This is a genomic window from uncultured Pseudoxanthomonas sp., assembly GCF_947498795.1.
Lineage (GTDB): Bacteria > Pseudomonadota > Gammaproteobacteria > Xanthomonadales > Xanthomonadaceae > Pseudoxanthomonas_A.
Window position 1 is genome coordinate 213,015 of record NZ_CANMLQ010000003.1, and the last position, 19,283, is coordinate 232,297.

Below are 19,283 nucleotides of genomic sequence, written 5' to 3' on the forward strand. Positions count from 1 at the left end.
TGGAAGGCAACGCCGCGTAGACGTGCCTCGCCCGGGATTCGGAACGATGCGCGCATGCCGTTGAAGTCGCGCTTCTGGCCGCTGGTGTGCGCCGCCTTGTGGGCACGGGCCGCGGGGGCTGAGCCGGCCGAACAGCCCGTCTTGCCGGCGGAAACGCTCGATCGTGTCGTCGTGACCGCGACACGGCTGGAGTCGGTCACCGCCTTCGACACGCCCGCATCCGCCGTTGTCGTGGCACTGGGCGATGGCGGTGCGCGTCCGCAGGCAGCGTTGTCGGAGGTGCTCGAGGGCATTCCCGGCGTATTCGCGCGCGAACGGCAGAATCTCGCCCAGGACACGCAGTTGTCGATTCGTGGATTCGGCGCGCGGTCGACGTTCGGCGTGCGCGGCTTGCGCCTGTATGCCGACGGCGTGCCGGCGACGATGCCGGACGGTCAAGGCCAGGTGTCGCACTTCAACCTGCTGGGCGCGGATCGCGTGGAGGTGTTGCGCGGGCCCTTTTCCGCACTGCATGGCAACTCGTCCGGTGGCGTGATCCAGTTGTGGAGCGACATTCCTGACGACGGGCGCGAAGCGCGTGCGCAGGCCAGCGTCGGCAGCCACGACAGCACCGTGATCGGTGCGCGCGTGCGCGGCGCGGGCGACGTGCTCGGCTACTCGCTGTCGGCTTCCGTACTGGATACGCAGGGCTATCGGGACCACAGCGCCGCACGGCGGGAATCGCTCAATGCCCGACTGCGCTTGAAGCCGGGCGACGGCACGCTGGATCTGGTGCTCAACCATTTCGACGCGCCCGACGCCCAGGACCCACTGGGCCTGACGCGGGCGCAGGCATGGCAGGCACCGCGCCAGGCGGCGCCCGTCGCAGTGCAGTACGACACGCGGAAGTCCGTGCGCCAGGATCAATTGGGCGCGGTCTATGAACGGCCCCTCGCCGCCGGCCACCGGTTGCGCGCGATGGCCTACGGCGGCCGTCGCGATGTCGAGCAGTACCTCGCGCTGCCGATCACGGCGCAGGGCAATCCGCTCAATTCGGGGGGGGTGATCGACCTGGCCAACGATTACGGCGGCGCCGATCTCCGCTGGTCATGGACAGGCGACCTGGCGGGCCGACCGTTCGAGCTGGCGGCCGGTATCAACGCGGACCGCCAGCGCCAGCATCGGCGTGGCTACGAGAATTTCGTCGGCACCTCGCTGGGCGTGCGCGGTACGCTGCGGCGGGACGAACGCAACCAGGTCGGCAACGCGGACCAGTATGCACAGGCGTGGTGGCGCCTGGCGCCGCGCTGGTCGCTGCTGGTCGGTGTCCGCCACAGCCGTGTCGACTTCCGTTCCGACGACGCTTACGTCACGGCCACCAATCCCGACGACAGCGGTCGCGTGGTGTACGAACGGACCATGCCCGTCGCGGGCGTGGTGTTCGCGCCCACCGATGCCTTCCGCGTATATGCGTCCACGGGGCGTGGCTTCGAGACGCCGACCTTCAACGAGGTCGGCTACCGTGCCGACGGCGGTGCGGGCCTCGCGTTCGACCTGCGCCCGGCGACCAGCCGCAACACCGAACTGGGCGTGAAGTGGCGGGGCCGGCAAGGCGCGCGCGTCGAGGCGGCGGTGTTCCGCGCCGACACCGACGACGAGCTTGCGGTCGCGCGCAATGTCGGCGGGCGCAGCAGCTTCCGCAATGTCGGCGCCGCGCGTCGCGAAGGTGTCGAGCTCCAGGCGGACCTGCCACTCCATGAGGCGTGGCAGCTGCAACTCGCCTATACGTGGCTGGATGCGACATTCCGCGATAGCTTCCCCATCTGCACCGCGAGCGGTTGCGCCTCGCCTGTCGTACAGGTCGTGGCCGGCACCCGCATTCCCGGCATCGCCCGCCAGCAGGCATCGGCACGCTTGCGTTGGCAGGGCACGCAATGGAGCGTCGCTGCCCAGCTGTCGGCGATCGGCAACGTCACGGTGAACGATACCGGCAGCGAACGCGCGCCGGGCTACAGCGTGCTGAACCTGGAACTGGTGCGCGACTGGACGCTGCGGCAGGGCCGGCTGCAGGCATTCGCGCGCGTCGACAACGCACTGGACCGGTTCCACATCGGTTCGGTCATCGTCAACGAAGGCAACGGACGCTTCTACGAACCGGGCACCGACCGCACCTTCACCCTGGGGCTGCGCTGGCTGTGGGCGGAGGACTGATGTGCTGGATGTCAGCGCGTCGGCGCGGGTGCACCTGATCGGTGGGAGGCGACGTATTTCATGATGTCGATGAAGGGCGCTACCCAATAGTCGTCGGGGTGCGCGGCGAGATGGCGCAGCAGTTGTTCGTGCGCTTCGCGCGACACGGCAAGGTGATCGCCGCCGATGCCGTGGAAGGTGAAGCTGACCATCGTGCCCTTGCGCGCCGCCTGCTCGACGCGTGCGATCAGCTGGTCGCCGGTGACGCCTGCAGGTACATCCACCGGCACGGCGGCCACGTCGATCGCCGACATGTCGTCGATGACGCCCCCTTGTCCGAGCTTGATCGCGACGAACTCCGATGCGACGGCATCGACGTAGTTGCCATCGCTCGCCTGCGTATCGCCGCAGGGGACGGTCATCGTCCGCTCGGTCCTGCCATCGAGCATGGCCAGCATCGCGTTGGCCAGCCGCACCTGGTCGACCATCTGGGCGATCGTGGTGGTATCCAGGTTGCGATGCGGGACGACCCAGCCGCGATCGGGCAGCGACGCCGAGCACGCATGGAACAGCGTGTGGTTGCCGAGCTCGTGTCCGTTGCGCGCAGCGGCCGCCCATTCGTGCTGGCGCGTGCGGAGCGTGTCCGACGCCAGGGTCAGATAGAAGCTCCCCTTCAGGCCGTAGCGATCGAGCGCCGGAATGGCGTGGTCGAGCTGCGAAGGGACGGCATCGTCGTAGGCCAGGCTCACCGCCGCCTTGCGTCCGTCGGGCCAGGGATACGGTTCGCCGGCCTGCGCGGCAGCGGCGGCTCCCGCCAGCGCCAGCAGGGCGAGCCGGGCGATCCCCCGCCGGAACGCGGACATCCCTACTGCACCAGCGTCTGGATCGCGCGCGCGGGAATCGTCACCACGCCCGAGGCCTGGCCGACGTAGAAGTTGTATGCGATGTCCTTGTCGGTCGGATTCATCACCACCGTCGCCAGGCGTCCGTCCGGGTTCACGAAGGACGTCGCCAGCAGCGTGCTGCGGCTGGTGGCGGTGCTGACGCGGCGCGCGTCGGGCCGGATGAACTTCGAGAAGTGGCCGACGTAGTAGTAGCTCGGCGTGTAGATGAGTTCCCCCGTGCGGGTGTCGGCGTGCAGCGGCGCGAAGCAGTAGTTGCCCACGTGGTTGGGGCCGCCTTTCTCGTCGAGCAGCATGATCCAGTCGGTCCAGCCCACGGCGCCGTTGTTGAAGTCGTTGATCATCGACGTGCCGTAGCGTTCGGCGTTCGGCCAGTGCTGGTAGCGCGCGGGGTCGAACTTCTCCACGGCGGCTTCGGTCAGCAGCACCGGCTTGTCGGGGAAGGCTTCCGTCACGGCGGCCACGTTGCGGAACATGGGGTCGAAGCCGGCCCACGTCTCGTACCAGTGGAAGCCCAGCCCCCACGCGTACTTCGCCGCCTCCGGATCGCCCAGGATCACCTGCGCGCGGTACAGCATCATGTCGCGGTTGTGGTCCCACACGATGATCTTCTTGTCGGCGTATCCCGCTGCGTGCATCGTCGGGCCCAGGTGCAGCTTGAGGAAGTCGCGCTCTTCCTCGGCCGTGTACAGCATCGATTCCCACGTCTGCGTGGCCATCGGCTCGTTCTGCACCGTGATGCCCCAGACCGGAATCCCTTCCTTCTCGTAGGCCTGGATGAACTTCACGTAGTAGTTCGCCCACGCCTGCCGGTACTCGGGCAGCAGCGCGCCCCCCTTGAGCATGTGCCCGTTGGTCTTCATGAAGGCCGGTGCGCTCCACGGGCTGGCGTACAGCGGCAACGCGCCACCCGCGGCGGCGATCGCCTGCTTGATCATCGGGATGCGCGCCTTCCGGTCATGGTCGACGGAGAACGTCGCCAGCGCCTTGTCGCCCTCGTCGATGTACGTGTAACTGGCGGAGCTGAAGTCGGAACTGTGGATGGTGGTGCGCGCCAGCGAGTAGCCGATGCCGTCCTTTCCGTCGTAGTACGCGCGCATGAACTCGGCCTGCTTCGCCGGCGACAGCGTCGCGTAGACCTCGGCCGTGGAATCGGTGATGGCACCCCCGATCCCCAGCAGGGGCTGGAATGTCTTCGTGGGATCGACGAAGACCGAGTTCTCGACCTCCGTCAGTCGGTGCCCCGCCGTCAGCGTGACGGTACCGGTCTGGCTCAACCGGTGCGCGGTGCCCTGCGCCGTCGTGTAGAGGGTCACGGTGGCAGGTCGCATGGGCGTCTCCTTGGGTTCGGCGGCGCTGGCGCCTGTCCATGTGGCGGCGAGTGCCATGCCGATCGCGGCAGCGGAAGAGAGTCGCGTGTAGCGCATGCAGGAGCCTCGCAGGGGTGGGAACGGTCCGATGCCGCGTCGCCGCGTCGGACGCGTGGTAGTTGACAGCGCTGTCATACCGTTGCTACATCTCGCTGTCAATCGATGGCTCGGGGTAGCGCGGGAAGCGTGCGTGCGTCGTGCTTTCCGTGCGCGTCGTACGCAGGCGCGTGTTGCCGTGCAGCACGTGTTTGCGTGCAAGGCGTCGAGGGTCGAGTCGTCGGTCGGATGGCGTCGATGGCGAAGGGTGATGGGGGGGGGGCGGCGATGTGTATCCAAGCGATGGTCATCGCTGTCAGAATCCGGCGTCGTGCCGGGAGGGTGGTCGGAATGGAGTGGGAGCAACCCCATGCGTAGTCGGATCGAGGACGTGGCCGCCGCCGCCGGCGTGTCCATGAAGACCGTGTCGCGGGTGCTCAACAACGAACCCAACGTGCGCGAGGAAATGCGCCAGCGGGTGATGAAGGCGGTCGAGAAGCTGCAGTACCGGCCCAACCTGTCCGCGCGGAGCCTCGCCGGCCAGCGCTCGTACGTGGTCGCGCTGGTGTACAACAATCCATCGCGCAACTACCTGATGGAAATCCAGAGCGGCATGCTGGATGCCTGCCGGGACCACCACTACAACCTGGTGCTGGCGCCGGTCGCTTCACCGAAGCAGCGCAAGGCCGACGACCTGAAGGTGGTGTTCGAGCATTTCGCACCGGATGGCGTGGTGCTCATTCCCCCGCTGACCGACGACCCGGTGGTACTCGCGTTCCTCGAAGAACACCAGGTGCCCTATGCCAGCATCGCGCCCAAGCATCCGGAAGGCAGGATCGGCGTGATGATGGACGAAACCGCGGCGGTACTCGAACTGATGGCCGGCCTGGTGGCGCAGGGTCACCGCCGCATCGCGCACATCAAGGGTCCGCCCGCGCATGGTGCCTGCCAGTGGCGCTACAAGGGCTATCGCGACGCGTTGAAGCAGGCCGGCCTGGCCTACGACGCGGATCTGGTCGTACAGGGCGCGTTCTCGTTCGAGTCGGGCATCGAGGCGGGCAATGCGCTGCTCGATCTCCAGCAGCCGCCCACGGCGATCTTCGCCGCGAACGACGACATGGCGGCCGGCGTGATCCGCGCCGCCTGCGAGCGCGGCCTGGTGGTGCCGCGCGACATATCCGTCTGCGGCTTCGATGACACGCCCATCGCGCGGCACATCTATCCCGCACTCACCACCGTGCGCCAGCCCACCTCCGAGATGGGCAAGCTCGCGACGCTGCAGTTGCTTTCGCGCATCCGAACGGCCGGTGGCGGCGGCATGGTGCACGTCGAGCACGAAGTGCTGTTCCGCGAGTCGACGCAAAGCCCCGCCAGGCGCTGATCCCCGCGTGCCCGTCGCCGTGGCGTGGCTGCGTCGCGGCTCATGCTGCGTGCGTGCGATGGTCGACGCACATGCCATACCAATAGAAAACCTTACGTACGTTCCGGCGGAAATTCTTTCGCTGATCGATGGATGTGTGAGTTTCGAGAAAACGATTTCAGCTGCGTCGCACCATCAATTTCGTAGCTGAAAACAAGGGATTTTTTGCAAAACGAAAGCGGATTTCCGGAAAGTTGACAACGCTGTCAATCGCGCGTCCAATGCGCCCCAATGTAGGGGGAGGCGACAACCTGCGTTCCAGTCCAAGACATCGTTCGTGAATTTCCGGAGAGGGGAAAGTCCATGAAGCAAGTGCAATCCGTTCCAAGAAAGCGGGTGCTGACATCCGCATTGCTGCTGGTCATCGCAGGTCCCGCGTGGGCCCAGCAGTCCGAGCCGCAAGGCACCGCCACGCCGGCGCCGGCCACCGCCGAGCCCACCGAACTCGACACCATCGTCGTCACCGGCATCCGCGCCAGTCTCGAATCGTCGATGAACCTCAAGCGCGATGCGCAGGGCGTCGTCGATGGCATCGTGGCCGAGGACATCGGCAAGTTCCCCGATACCAACCTGGCAGAATCCCTGCAGCGCATCAGTGGCGTGTCGATCGATCGCACGCCCAGCGGCGAGGGCTCGAAGGTCACGGTGCGCGGCATCGGTCCCGATCACAACCTGGTGCTCCTCAACGGCCGCCAGATGCCCGGCGCGCTGTTGAACGGGTTCTCGGCATCCAATTCGCGTGCATTCGATTTCGCCAACCTGGCGTCCGAAGCGGTATCGGCCATCGAGGTCTACAAGACCGGCCTGGCCTCCAATCCGACCGGCGGCATCGGCGCGACGATCAACATCAAGACGGCCCGGCCGCTGGAAAGCGCGCCGCTCCTGAACTTGGGCGTCAAGACCGTCCACGACACGTCCAACGGCAACCTGCCCAAGATCATGCAGGGCGACGACTGGACCGGCGAGATGTCGGGCATCTTCAGCCAGACCTTCGCCGACGGAAAGTTCGGCATCGCCGTCAACGGCAGCTACCAGGAACGCGACAGCGGCTTCAGCCAGGTCGGCGTGACCGCCGGCTGGCGTACCCATTTCGGTGGCGAAGGCGGTTGGGGCGCGATCGCACCCGGCACGCCGGGCAACGACAACCTCCCGGGACCGACCGATCTGTACTCGGTGCCGCAGAACCTCAACTACAGCGTCAACGGCATCCAGCGCCAGCGCACCAACGGACAGGTCACGCTGCAGTGGGCGCCGTCGGATCGCGTCACCACGACGCTGGACTACACGTACTCCGAAAACAAGATCCAGCAGCGCCGCAACGAGATGTCGGTGTGGTTCAACTTCGTCGGCCAGGAAAGCGCCTGGACCGACGGTCCGGCCGCAGGACCGGTGTTCTACCGCGAACTCATCCCGTGCACCGGCACGCAGAATCCGAATGGCACCTACGAAGGGTGCAGCGACCTGGCGATGGCGGGTGGCATCAGCGCGACCAAGGCGGAGAACGAGTCGGTCGGCTTCAACGTCGAGTGGGCCGTCTCCGACGCGCTGGACCTGGCGTTCGACTACCACCGCTCCACCGCCGAACTCTCGCCGGACAGCGACTGGGGTTCGCAGGGCAACATCGGTACGGCCGCGTGGATCCGTGGCGATACCACCGTCTACTTCGACGGTGAGCTGCCGATCCTGAACTACACGCTGGCGCCGGGCGTCACCGGTGTCGATCCGTCGCAGGCGCGCGTCACCGGCCGCCAGTTCGTCAACGGCTATTCGCGCGGCGAAGTCGACCAGGGCCAGCTGAGCGGCACCTTCAAGTTCGGCGACTACTCCGACCTCAAGTTCGGCGTGGCCAACACGGAGGTCAAGAACCGTACCGCGTGGGGCATCAACGAAGCGGCCGACTGGGGCGGCATCGGGCTCGCGTCGGACTTCGACGACAGCCTGTGGCAGATCGACGACATGGCGCGTTACTTCGACGCGTTCCCGGGCTACAAGGATCCGCGTTTCAGCAGCCAGTTCCTGGTCTTCGACTACGAGCGCATGCGCCAGGCCGTCGGCGACTTCACCGGCAGGCCCGACCTGGCCCGTCGCCCGGACGACTTCAATCGCGCCGACCTTCGGACCACCGAAAAGACCCGCAGCGCCTATCTGCAGTACAGCACCAGTTGGCAGACGCGCATCCCGATCAACCTGGCCGTGGGCGTGCGCTACGAGAAGACCGAAATCGAATCCGCGGCGCAGGTGGATACGCCGGTGCTCGTGCGCTGGGTGGCGGACAACGAGTTCTTCACCGACATGGGCGAGAAGACGTTCACCACCATGACCGGTGAGTACGACTATTTCCTGCCGAGCATCGACACCAGCTTCGAGATCACCGAGGACATGGTGCTGCGCGCCAGCTATGGCCACTCGCTCGGCCGTCCGGGCTGGCAGGACATCCAGGGCGGACAGACCGTCAGCCCGCTGCTGCGCGTCAACGGCGGCAGCGGCAACTCCGGCAATCCCAACCTGAAGCCGCTGCTCTCCAAGAACATCGACCTGTCGTACGAGTGGTACTACGCCGACGCCAGTTACTTCTCGGTGGGCTACTACCGCAAGAACATCTCGAACTACATCGACAGCGGCGCCGGCTCGTTCCAGGACACGCTCTTCAGCCTGCCGACGCCCGTCGGTGGCGCTTACTGGAACGCGGCGATCGCCGGCGGCTGCGGCAGCGCAGACGTGGGATGCATCCGCCAGTACATCTTCGCCAACTTCGATGGCCAGCCGGGCGTGGACAGCACCGCGGGCTCCAACGGCGAGATCACCGGCGTCCCCGGTGATCCGCTGACGGTGTACAACGTCACCATCCCGGGCAATGCGGGCTCGCACAAGCTCAACGGATTCGAGCTCGCCCTGCAGCACATGTTCGGCGACAGCGGTTTCGGCGTGGCGGCGAACTACACCATCGTCGACAGCGACAGCCTGTCCTACGACAACAATGCGAAGGGCCCGCAGCAGGTGCTCATCGGCCTGAGCGATTCGGCCAACCTGGTGGGCTTCTACGACAAGGGACCGTGGCAGGTGCGCCTTGCGTACAACTGGCGCGACAAGTTCCTCAACGGCCAGTACGACGGCGATGCCGCGGACCCTGCGAAGAACAACCCGGTGTACGTGGAAGCATACGGCCAGTGGGACCTGAGCGTGGGTTACAAGTTCAGCGACCGCTTCACCGTGCAGTTCGAGGGCGTCAACCTGACGGACGAGACCGCGCGGCTCAGCGAGCGCAACGAGAACATCCTGTTCTACGGCACCCAGACCGGCCCGCGCTACATGCTCGGCTTCCGCTACAACTTCCGCTGACGTTCGACGACATGCCCGGGTCCGGCCAGGACCCGGGCAGCATCGCCCAAGCCGCTGGTCTCCAGCGGCTTTGGTTTTGGGGGCGGACCGTCCGGGTTCCGCCCGTCGGTTGCCAAGACGAGGTAGCGGCGTGGATTCTCCTGTCAGACATGTAGTCATTCTCGGCGGCGGTTCGGCCGGCTGGCTCACCGCCGCCGTGCTGGCCGCCGAACACCAGGCCGCGTCGGACGCCGGGCTGCGGATCACCTTGATCGAATCGCCCGACGTGGCGACGGTGGGCGTGGGCGAGGGGACGTGGCCCACCATGCGCGATACCCTGCGCAGGACGGGCGTCAGCGAAACGGACTTCATCCGTGAGTGCGACGCGGCTTTCAAGCAGGGCTCGAAGTTCGTCCGCTGGCGCGAAGAGGTCGAAGGCGACTACTACCACCATCCGTTCGTGCTGCCCCCGGGCTTCCTGGAAACCCATCTGGCCGCCGGATGGATGGCGCACCGCGACGTGCCCTTCAGCCTGCTGACCTGCTTCCAGGCGCACCTGTGCGAGGCGGGCAAGTCGCCCAAACAGTTTTCCACACCGGAATGGGCGTCCGTGGCCAACTACGCGTACCACCTGGATGCGGCGAAACTGGGCGTCTTCATGCGGCGGCACTGCGTGGAGAAGCTCGGCGTGCGCCATGTGTCCGACCACATGGTCGAGGTGGTGGCACACGAGAACGGCGACATCGCGGGGTTGCTCACGCGCGAGCATGGCCTGATCGAAGGCGACCTGTTCGTGGACTGCAGCGGCATGCGCGCGCTGCTGATCGGCCAGCACTACGGTGTCGGGATCGAGTCGCAGAAGGAGGTGCTGTTCAACGACCGGGCCATCGCCACGCGGGTGCCCTATGCGGACCCCACCGTCGAGATCGCCTGCCAGACGATCTCGACGGCGCAGGAGGCAGGCTGGATCTGGGACATCGGCTTGCAGAGCCGTCGCGGTATCGGCCACGTGTACTCCAGCACCCATACCAGCGACGAGGCCGCCGAGGCCGCATTGCGACGCTACATCGTGGCGACCGGTGGCCGCGAGCAGGACATCGACACGCTGCCGAAGATCGTGATCCGACCCGGCTTCCGCCGGGGGGCGTGGCACCGCAACTGCGTGGCGGTCGGACTCTCCAGCGGTTTCATGGAGCCCCTGGAAGCATCTTCGCTGGTGATGGTCGAGCTGGCCGCGGGCCTGCTCGCCGACCAGATGCCCGCCACGCGCGCGGCCATGGACATCGTGGCCAGGCGCTACAACGATACCTTCAGCTACCGCTGGGACCGCATCGTCGATTTCCTGAAACTGCACTACGTACTGAGCAAACGGGACGACAGCGCCTACTGGCGCGACAACCGCCGGCCCGAGACGATACCCGAGCGCCTGCGCGACCTGCTCGCGTTCTGGCGCCACCAGCCACCGTCGCGCTACGACCTCAACCGGGTCGAAGAGGTGTTCCCCTCCGCGAGCTACCAGTTCATCCTCTACGGCATGGGGTTCACGCCGGAGGCGCGGCCCACCACGCGTCGCATGGACGACGTGCGCCGTTCCGAAGAGTATTTCCGCCAGTCCGCCGACATCGCGAGGAAGATGCTGTCGGCGTTGCCCGGGCATCGCGAGATGCTCGATCATGTGATGACGCGCGGAATGCCGCGCATCTAGGACGAATGCCCGCATGCCACGACACGCCCAGGTCAACAACATCGACCACAGGGACCTGCGAATCGATACCCGGCGCGGCGCGCACCTGGGCGATGACGTCGGTTTCGCCGCCACGTTCCCCGCCGAGTTCCGCGACCTGCAGGCCTGTTATCCCATCGTGTTCCGCAAGGACGCACGGGGTGCGTTCTCGCCCGTCGCCCTGCTGGGGTTCGAGGAGGGACGCAACCTGTTCCTCGACGGCGAACGCTGGGACGCCCACTACCTGCCGCTGGCGATCGAGCGGCAGCCGTTCCTGATCGGCCGCGCCGGCGACGAGATGACGGTGCACATCGACCTCGACCATTCCCGGGTGGGCAGTGCCGACGGCCAGCCGCTGTTCCGCGAACACGGCGGCAACACCGAGTACCTGGACCGCATCGCCTCGGTGCTGCTCACGCTGCACAACGGCCTGGAGCGCGTGCCGGCCTTCGTCGATGCGCTGCTCGCGCTCGACCTGCTGGAATCGTTCGCGCTCGATGTCGAACTGGACGATGGGTCGCTCAACCGCCTGGCCGGCTACTACACCATCAACGAAGACCGCCTCCGCGACCTGGACGCGGCGGCGCTCGGCGGGCTGCATGCCGCCGGCCACCTGGAGCCGGTGTTCATGGCGGTGGCGTCGATCTCGAACTTCCGCGGGCTGATCGACAGGATGAACCGGAGCCGTGCTCGCGGACGCTGAGCCCATCCGGGAGTTCCGCGGCGACGCGCGCGACGCCCTTTCCTTGCCGACATCGTCGGGCCCCGTGGTCCTGCGGGGCCTGGTGGACCACTGGCCGATGGTGGCGGCTGCACGCGAATCCATGCGTGCGGCCGTGGCCTACCTGCATGGCTTCGTGCGCGCGGACGCACCCCCCGTGATCGCGACGGTCGCGGCCCCCGCGACCGGTGGCCGGGTGTTCTACAACGAGGATCTGAGCGGCATGGACTTCCGCCAGGAGCAGATCCCGTTGCCCACGGTGCTGGACACGCTGGTCAAGTACGCCGACCACGCCACGCCGCCGATGATCTACGTGGCGTCGACGACCCTCGACACGTGGCTGCCCGGCTTCCGGCGCGACAACGACCTGCCGTTGCACGGGCGTGATCCGCTCGCGAGCATCTGGATCGGCAATCGCACGCGCATCGCGGCGCACCAGGACGTGCCGGACAACCTCGCCTGCGTGGTGGCCGGGCGCCGCCGCGTGACGCTGTTTCCCCCCGACCAGCTGCGCAACCTGTACATCGGTCCGCTCGACTTCACGCCGGCCGGGCAGGCGATCAGCCTGGTCGATTTCTCCGCGCCGGACCTGGTGCGCTTCCCGCGCTTCGCCGAGGCGATGCGGCATGCGCAGGTGGCCGACCTCGGGCCCGGAGACGCTGTGCTGATCCCCAGCCTGTGGTGGCACCACATGGAGGGACTGGAGCCGTTCAACGTACTGGTCAACTACTGGTGGCGCGACGTGCCCGACTGGATGGACACGCCGATGAACGCCCTGATGTACGCGCTGATGACGGTGCGCGACCTTCCGCGGCACGAGCGCGACGCGTGGAAGGACGTCTTCCGCCACTACGTGTTCGAGGCCGACGACGACACCGCCGCCCATATTCCCGAGCAGGCACGCCGCCTGCTGTCCCCGCTGGACGAGGCACGTGCGCGCGAACTGCGGGCACGCCTGCTCAAGCGCATCAACCGCTGACCGCAATCCCAGGAACCTGCCCGTGAGCAACGAGATCCACGATTCCAGCAACCGACCCGTGAAGCGCGTGGTCATCGCCGGCGGCGGCACGGCCGGATGGATGGCCGCGGCGGCGATATCGCGCGTACTGGGCAAGACGCTGGACATCACGCTGGTCGAGTCCGAGGAAATCGGCACCGTGGGGGTGGGCGAAGCCACCATCCCCACCTTGCTGAGCTTCCACCGGATGATCGACATCAACGAGCAGGCGTACATGTCGGCGGTGCAGGGCACCATCAAGCTCGGCATATCGTTCGAGAACTGGCTGGACAACGGGCACCGCTACATCCACTCCTTCGGCTTCAGCGGCAAGGAGCGCGGAACCACGGGGTTCCAGCACTTCTGGCTGCGTGGCCGCCAGGAAGGCATGGCCAGCGGCTACGAGGACTACTGCCTCGAGCTGAAGGCGGCCCTCGGCGATCGCTTCGCGCATCTCCCCCATGGGGGGCTCCACTATGCGTACCACATGGATGCCAGCCTGTACGCGAAATTCCTGCGGGAATTCAGCGAGCGCCACGGCGCCCGGCGCGTGGAGGGCAAGATCGCCGAGGTGCTGACCGAGGCCGGCTCGGGTTTCATCACCGCGCTGAAGATGGAGAACGGCGACATCCTCGAAGGCGATCTCTTCATCGACTGCACCGGCTTCCGTGCACTGCTGATCGGCAAGACGCTGGGCGTGGGCTTCACCGACTGGTCGCACTGGCTGTTCAACGACAGCGCCCTGGCCACCCAGACCACGGCGGTGCGCGACGCGGTCCCCTACACCCGTGCCATCGCCGGCAAGGCCGGATGGCAGTGGCGCATTCCGTTGCAGCACCGGGTGGGCAACGGCATCGTCTATTCCAGCCGGCACATGAGCGACGACGAGGCGCGCGAAGAGTTCCTCGGCAGCGTCGAGGGCGAGGTCATCAAGCAGCCGTGGCCGATCCGCTTCCGGCCCGGGCAACGGCAGCAGTGCTGGGCGAAGAACTGCGTGGCCCTCGGCCTGGCCGGCAGCTTCATCGAGCCGCTGGAATCGACCACGATCCACCTGATCCAGCGCGGCATCGTGCACCTGCTGCAGAACTTCCCGCAGGTGGTCACCCAGCCGGCGATCGATGAGTACAACGCGCGCCTGGACGAGGAGCTGCAACACGTCCGCGACTTCGTGGTGATGCATTACCACCTCACCGACCGGCGTGATTCGCCGTACTGGCGGGAGATCGCGGAGATGGACATCCCCGCCACGCTGCGCCACCGCATCGAGTTGTTCCGCGAGACTGGCACCGTCTTCCACGTGCCGGGCGAACTGTTCGGCGAGAACTCCTGGATCCAGGTGATGATGGGCCAGGGCATCATGCCCAAGCGCTACCACCCGACGGCGGACGCGATCCCGCCGGACGAGCTGCGCAGCTTCCTCGACGACATCCGCAGCCGCGTGGTGGGCACTGCCCAGCGGATGCCGGCGCACATGGATTACCTGCGCAGCTACTGCCCCGCGCCCCGGCCCTGAGCACGCCAGCCTGCGCATCGCCTATGCTGCGGGCATGAGCGATACGCGACTCGAGGATTTCGTGGCGGCGCACCGCCGGCTGTTCGTCCTGACAGGGGCGGGGTGCAGCACCGCGTCCGGCATTCCCGACTATCGGGACGAGCAGGGCGCGTGGAAGCGCACGCCGCCGGTGACCTACCAAGCCTTCACCGGCGACACCGCCACGCGCCATCGCTACTGGGCGCGCAGCATGATCGGCTGGCCGCGCGTGGCAGCAGCACGGCCGAACGATGCGCATCGCGCGCTGGCGTCGCTGGAAGCCCAGGGGCGCTGCGAAGTACTGCTGACGCAGAACGTCGATGGCCTGCACCAAGCCGCCGGCAGCCACGCGGTGATCGACCTGCACGGGCGGCTCGATGGCGTCGTCTGCCTCGCCTGCGGCGAGGTGACGCCGCGCGCCGCACTGCAGGCCCGGTTGATGCAGGCCAATCCCGGATGGATCGACCTGCAGGCGGGCACGGCACCCGACGGCGATGCCGACCTGGAGGAAAAGGATTTCGAGCGCTTCCACGTGCCTGCATGCGAAGCGTGCGGAGGCATGCTGAAGCCGCACGTGGTGTTCTTCGGCGAGAACGTGCCGCACCCGCGCGTGGAAACGGCGATGGCCCACGTCGACCGGGCCGATGCGCTGCTGGTGGTCGGTTCGTCGCTGATGGTCTATTCGGGGCTGCGCTTCGTGCACGCGGCCGTGCGCAGGCGGATCCCGGTGGTGGCAGTCAGCCTGGGCCGTACGCGCGCCGACGATCTGCTGCAGTTCCGCATCGCCGCGCCTTGTGGGGACGCGCTCGCCTTCCTGCTCGAACGCGAGGGCGGCGCAGCGGTCAGGCCGCCGGTGGTTGCAGGCTGACCCAACGTTCCAGCGAGTGCGGTGAAAGCGGGCGCGAGACGTAGTAGCCCTGCAGCAGATCGCAATTGAGCGAAGCCAGCACCGCGCGCTGCGCCGCATTCTCCACGCCCTCCGCCACCACCTTCAACGACAGGCTGTCGCCGATGCGCAGGATGGACGTCGTCAGCGCGCGTGCGGACTCGCTGTGCTCCAGGTCGCGAACGAAGCTCATGTCCAGCTTCAGTTCTCTGATCGGCAGGCGATGCAAATGGCTGAGGCTGGAGTAGCCGGTGCCGAAGTCGTCGATGGACAGGCTGACGCCCATCCGGTGGATCGCATCGATGTTGGCCAGCACTTCCGGCTTCTCCGCCAGCATCACGCTCTCGGTCACTTCCACCATCAGTTCGTCCGGCGACAGTCCGCACTTGCCCAGCACGTTGCCGATGAAGGCCGGCAGGTCCTGCTGCTCGAAGTTGATCGCCGACAGGTTGACCGAAACGCGCGGTACCGGCACGCCGCGACGGCGCCAGTCCGCCATCTGCGTGCAGGCCTCCTCCAGCGTCCACCGGCCCAGTTCGTCGATCAGTCCGCACTCCTCGGCCATCGGAACGAAGGTGGCGGGCGATATCTCGCCGATCTCCGGGTGTCGCCACCGCAGCAGGGCCTCCACGCCATGCAGGGTCGCGTCCTCGTCGAGTGCGACCTGCGGCTGGTAGTGCAGGCGCAGCTGGCCGCTGCGGACCGCCTCGCGCAGCGCATTTTCCAGCGCCAGGCGCTCCTGCATGGCCTGGTTCATTTCCAGGCTGTAGAACACGATGCGCGCGCCGCCTTCGGACTTGGCGCGGTACATCGCGATATCGGCGTGCCGCACGAGCGAATCGACGTCCCACCCGTCGGCGGGAAACATCGCCACGCCCACGCTGGCCTGCGGCGTCAGCATCATCCGCCCTGCGTTGAGCGGCTCGGACAGGCGCGCCATCAGCCGGTCCGCGAGATTGGCGGCTTCCTCGGCCGTGCGACCGGGGACGGCCAGGACGAATTCATCGCCCGCCAGCCGGGCCACCACGTCGCCGTCGCGGAGTTCGCCGCCGAGCCGTTTCGCCAGCTCGCGCAGCAGGGTGTCGCCGGCCGTATGGCCCTGGGTGTCGTTGACGATCTTGAAGCGGTCGATGTCGACGAACAGCAACGCCACGGGACTGTCGCTGCGTGCCGCGGCCAGCAGCATCTGCTCGACCTTGCTGTTGAACAGCGCGCGGTTGGGCAGGCCGGTCAGTGCGTCGAAGAAGGACAGCTGGTGCATGCGTACGCGGGCGCGCTCGCGTTCCATCGCCAGCGCGCACAGGTGCAGGCACACGTCGACCACGCGCTGGTGGAAGTCGTCCGGCGCGCGGTTTTCCCAGTAGTAGAGGGCGAACGTGCCCAGGACGCGTCCGTCGTTGCCCTTGATGGGGCTGGACCAGCAGGCGCGGATGCCGACGGCGAGGAAGGGTGCGTTGTAGGCCTGCCAGCGCGGGTCGCGTTCGATGTCGCTGCATTCGACCGGTTGTCCGCTCCAGGCCGCCGATCCGCAGGCACCGACCATCGGCCCGGCGAGTTCGCCATCGATCATCGCCCCGATGGTCTCGGGCAGGCTGGGTGCCGCCAGCGGACGCAGGCGGCCGTAGTCGTCCAGGCCGATCACCGAGGCCACCGCTTCCGGCATGACCTTCTCGACCTCGCGGCAGACCAGGGTCAGCACGTCGTGCACGGGCTGTTCGCGGACGATCGCCCCCAGCACCTTGCGGTGCAGTTCCTCGTGCAGCTTGCTGTGGGTGATGTCGGTGTAGACGCCGAGCAGATAGCGGCTGTCGCGGTCCGCATCGAACACCGGGTTCACCACCGCGGAAATCCACAGGGGCACGCCGTTCTTGGCGTACACCAGCAGTTCGGTGCGGTAGCCCTGCTGCGTGTGCAGCTGCCCGCGGACCCATTCGACCGTTTCCGGGTCGGTGTGCGGCCCGGCGAGGAAGTCGCTCGGGCGCCTTCCCACGACTTCTTCCTGCGTGTAGCCGAGCATGCGCGTGAAGCCCTGGTTGATCCAGGTGATGCGCGCGCTGTCGTCGCACACGACGATGGCGTTGTCGCTGTGGTCGATGACCCAGGACACATCGGGCTCGCCATCGGCGAGACGGGACGGCATGGCGATGGCAGTGGGCCTCACGGTCGGTTCTTCCCCAAGAACGGTTGCCGCCTGATGGACCGGGTTCGCCACCGTATTCCCTGTGCAGTCGTTCCCGAGAGGGACGATATACCGCGTTATCGGCCCGAGATCGCCGCACTTTACCTGAAGTCCCGCGTGCTGCGGACCGCGGCGGCGCGTGCAAACGGTTCCAGCGATGGCCCGGCATCGGGCAGCCCGGCAAGGACCTCCTCGTGGATCCCTTTTCCGTCATGGTTCCGGAGCAGGACGCAGGGTGCGGACACGGCTGACGCACCCCGGTCATGAACGCCACCTAGGCTTGCCGGCCGCGAAAGGGGGATGCGCATGAGAACGAGCTGGGTGTGGATCGGAATGGGAGCCGTGCTGTGCATGACGGCGTGCCGGGAGGTCTCGCCGCCCCCCGCGGGCCGGCCGGCGGGAGCCTCATCCGCGGGGATCGTGGCGGTGGATGCCGGGGACGTGTCCACGGATCCCTATGCGCGCGCCACGCGCGCCCTGTCCGAGCACCGGATGCTGTCGCCTGCCGGCAACAATGCCGTGGAGCACTATCTCGCGGCCCGCGCGGCAGCGGCGGACCAGGCGCGCGCGAATGCCGCGCTGGCCGAGCTGCAGCCGTACGTGCTGATCGCGGCCGAGCAGGCGATCGCGCGCGGCGACGGCGTAGAAGCGGGGCGCTTGCGGAACCTGATCGAACGCATCGATGCGCGGGCACCCGCGCTGCCACGCTTGCGCGCGGCACTGGCGACCCTCGCCCGCGCGCAGGCCGCCCAGGCGACGGTCGCCGTGCAGACCTCGACCATCGACGCCGCGGCGCCCGCCCGCTCCGCGGCGTTGGCCGCTGTCGCGCCTGCGACCACGGTCGTGCCGTCGAGGGACGTCGAATCCTCGCCGACATCGCCGCCGCCCGCGTCCACGCAAACAACCCAGGCGACGCAGGAAACGCCGCAGCTGCCCGCTCCACCCGACGCGACGCCTCGCATCGTCCAGGCGGCGCGCGTGCCGCGGCTGGTGCAGGACGCGCAACCCCGGTATCCGCTGCCCGCCCTGCGCGCCCGCATCGAGGGGCAGGCCGACGTGGCCTTCACCATCCAGCCGGATGGCAGCGTGCGCGACGTGCGCTTGGTGTCGTCGACGCCGTCCGGCATGTTCGACGCGTCGGCGCTGGCCGTCGCGCAGCGCTGGCGCTTCGAAGCCACCGGCCAGGCCCATGCCTCGAGTCGCACCGTGCGGTTCCGGCTGCCGGACGCGGAGAAAGGCGGCGGCTGAGTGGTGTCCGTGCGCCTCTGCGGCGAGAATGGCGGCATGACGACCTCTTCCGCCTCCCCCATCCTCGATGCTGTCGAACAGGAAACCGGCCCCGCGCCTTCATGGTCGGTGCTGTGGCTGCATGGCCTCGGCGCCGACGGCCACGACTTCGCACCGCTCGTGCCCGAGCTGGTACGGCCGGGCTGGCCGGCGTTGCGGTTCGTGTTCCCGCATGCGCCTGTGCGCGCCGTGACCATCAACAATGGCGTGCGCATGCGCGCCTGGTACGACATCGTGGGCATGGACTTCCCGACGCGCGCGGACAGTGCCGGCATCGAGGAATCCATTGCCCACGTGGATGCGCTTATCGAGCGCGAGCAGGCACGTGGCATCGCGCCGGACCGCCTGCTGCTGGCGGGGTTCTCGCAGGGCGGCGCGATCACGCTGGCCGCCGGGCTTCGGCGGCAAGTGCCGCTGGCCGGGCTGATCGCGCTGTCGACCTATCTGCCCGGGGCCGCGCAGGCCGCAGGCCACCTGGCCCAGGCGGCGACGGCGCAACCGGTGTTCATGGCGCACGGTGCCGCAGACCCGGTGATCCCGCTGGTCCACGCGGAACAGAGCGCGCGGGTGCTCGGCGACCTGGGCTTTGCGGTGCAGTGGCACCGCTACCCGATGGCGCACCAGGTCTGCGCAGACGAGATCCGTGACCTCGGTGACTGGATGGCGCGGCGGTTTGCGTTGTAATTCCCCCGCGTCCCCGGAAGGATGACGCAGGGCGCGGCGATGGGTAACCTAGGCCGCGGG

The 19,283-nt window shown here is 67.6% G+C and carries 13 protein-coding genes; 10 read left to right on the forward strand and 3 right to left on the reverse strand.

Annotated elements, in window-relative coordinates; all coding sequences use genetic code 11:
* Positions 1-54: 54 nt before the first annotated feature.
* Complete coding sequence (locus tag Q0907_RS10390) at positions 55-2,190, forward strand: TonB-dependent receptor (protein WP_299344264.1); 2,136 nt, start codon at positions 55-57, stop codon at positions 2,188-2,190.
* 11 nt (positions 2,191-2,201) lie between these two features.
* On the opposite strand, the gene Q0907_RS10395 is transcribed toward Q0907_RS10390, so the two are convergent.
* Entirely contained in the window at positions 2,202-3,032 is an 831-nt protein-coding gene (locus tag Q0907_RS10395) for a polysaccharide deacetylase family protein (protein ID WP_299344267.1), read from the reverse strand.
* Positions 3,033-3,034: 2 nt separating this feature from the next.
* Positions 3,035-4,402: a glycoside hydrolase family 30 protein gene (locus Q0907_RS10400; protein WP_299344270.1), complete on the reverse strand. Its 1,368-nt coding sequence runs from the start codon at positions 4,400-4,402 to the stop codon at positions 3,035-3,037.
* 445 nt (positions 4,403-4,847) lie between these two features.
* Here Q0907_RS10400 and Q0907_RS10405 point away from each other — a divergent pair, with 445 nt between their 5' ends.
* The 7 genes from Q0907_RS10405 (at position 4,848) to Q0907_RS10435 (ending at position 15,055) form a co-directional block, all read left to right on the forward strand.
* Complete coding sequence (locus tag Q0907_RS10405) at positions 4,848-5,858, forward strand: LacI family DNA-binding transcriptional regulator (RefSeq protein WP_296279215.1); 1,011 nt, start codon at positions 4,848-4,850, stop codon at positions 5,856-5,858.
* 342 nt (positions 5,859-6,200) lie between these two features.
* On the forward strand, positions 6,201-9,236 hold the full coding sequence (locus Q0907_RS10410; RefSeq protein WP_299344273.1) for a TonB-dependent receptor: 3,036 nt from the start codon (positions 6,201-6,203) through the stop codon (positions 9,234-9,236).
* Positions 9,237-9,366: 130 nt separating this feature from the next.
* Complete coding sequence (locus Q0907_RS10415) at positions 9,367-10,920, forward strand: tryptophan 7-halogenase (protein WP_299344276.1); 1,554 nt, start codon at positions 9,367-9,369, stop codon at positions 10,918-10,920.
* Positions 10,921-10,933: 13 nt separating this feature from the next.
* Positions 10,934-11,641, forward strand: coding sequence for a SapC family protein (locus Q0907_RS10420; RefSeq protein WP_299344278.1), 708 nt, complete (start codon positions 10,934-10,936; stop codon positions 11,639-11,641).
* Positions 11,625-12,638, forward strand: a complete 1,014-nt coding sequence (locus Q0907_RS10425; protein ID WP_343229813.1) for a cupin-like domain-containing protein — start codon at positions 11,625-11,627, stop codon at positions 12,636-12,638. The genes Q0907_RS10420 and Q0907_RS10425 overlap by 17 nt, the downstream gene beginning before the upstream one ends.
* A 22-nt stretch (positions 12,639-12,660) precedes the next feature.
* On the forward strand, positions 12,661-14,169 hold the full coding sequence (locus Q0907_RS10430) for a tryptophan 7-halogenase (protein WP_299344281.1): 1,509 nt from the start codon (positions 12,661-12,663) through the stop codon (positions 14,167-14,169).
* A gap of 34 nt (positions 14,170-14,203) precedes the next feature.
* Positions 14,204-15,055: an NAD-dependent protein deacetylase gene (locus tag Q0907_RS10435; protein WP_299344283.1), complete on the forward strand. Its 852-nt coding sequence runs from the start codon at positions 14,204-14,206 to the stop codon at positions 15,053-15,055.
* Here Q0907_RS10435 and Q0907_RS10440 read toward each other — a convergent pair.
* Positions 15,030-17,213 carry an EAL domain-containing protein gene (locus Q0907_RS10440; RefSeq protein ID WP_299344284.1) on the reverse strand — a complete coding sequence of 728 codons (2,184 nt, stop codon included), beginning with the start codon at positions 17,211-17,213 and terminating at the stop codon, positions 15,030-15,032. The two genes, Q0907_RS10435 and Q0907_RS10440, sit on opposite strands and share 26 nt — an antisense overlap.
* Before the next feature lie 480 nt (positions 17,214-17,693).
* Between Q0907_RS10440 and Q0907_RS10445 the strand changes: the two genes are divergently transcribed.
* The gene (locus Q0907_RS10445; RefSeq protein ID WP_299344286.1) at positions 17,694-18,500 is read left to right on the forward strand and encodes an energy transducer TonB; all 807 of its coding nucleotides are present in this window, start codon (positions 17,694-17,696) and stop codon (positions 18,498-18,500) included.
* A 36-nt stretch (positions 18,501-18,536) separates the two neighbouring features.
* Positions 18,537-19,223, forward strand: a complete 687-nt coding sequence (locus tag Q0907_RS10450; protein ID WP_299344288.1) for an alpha/beta hydrolase — start codon at positions 18,537-18,539, stop codon at positions 19,221-19,223.
* Positions 19,224-19,283: the final 60 nt, after the last annotated feature.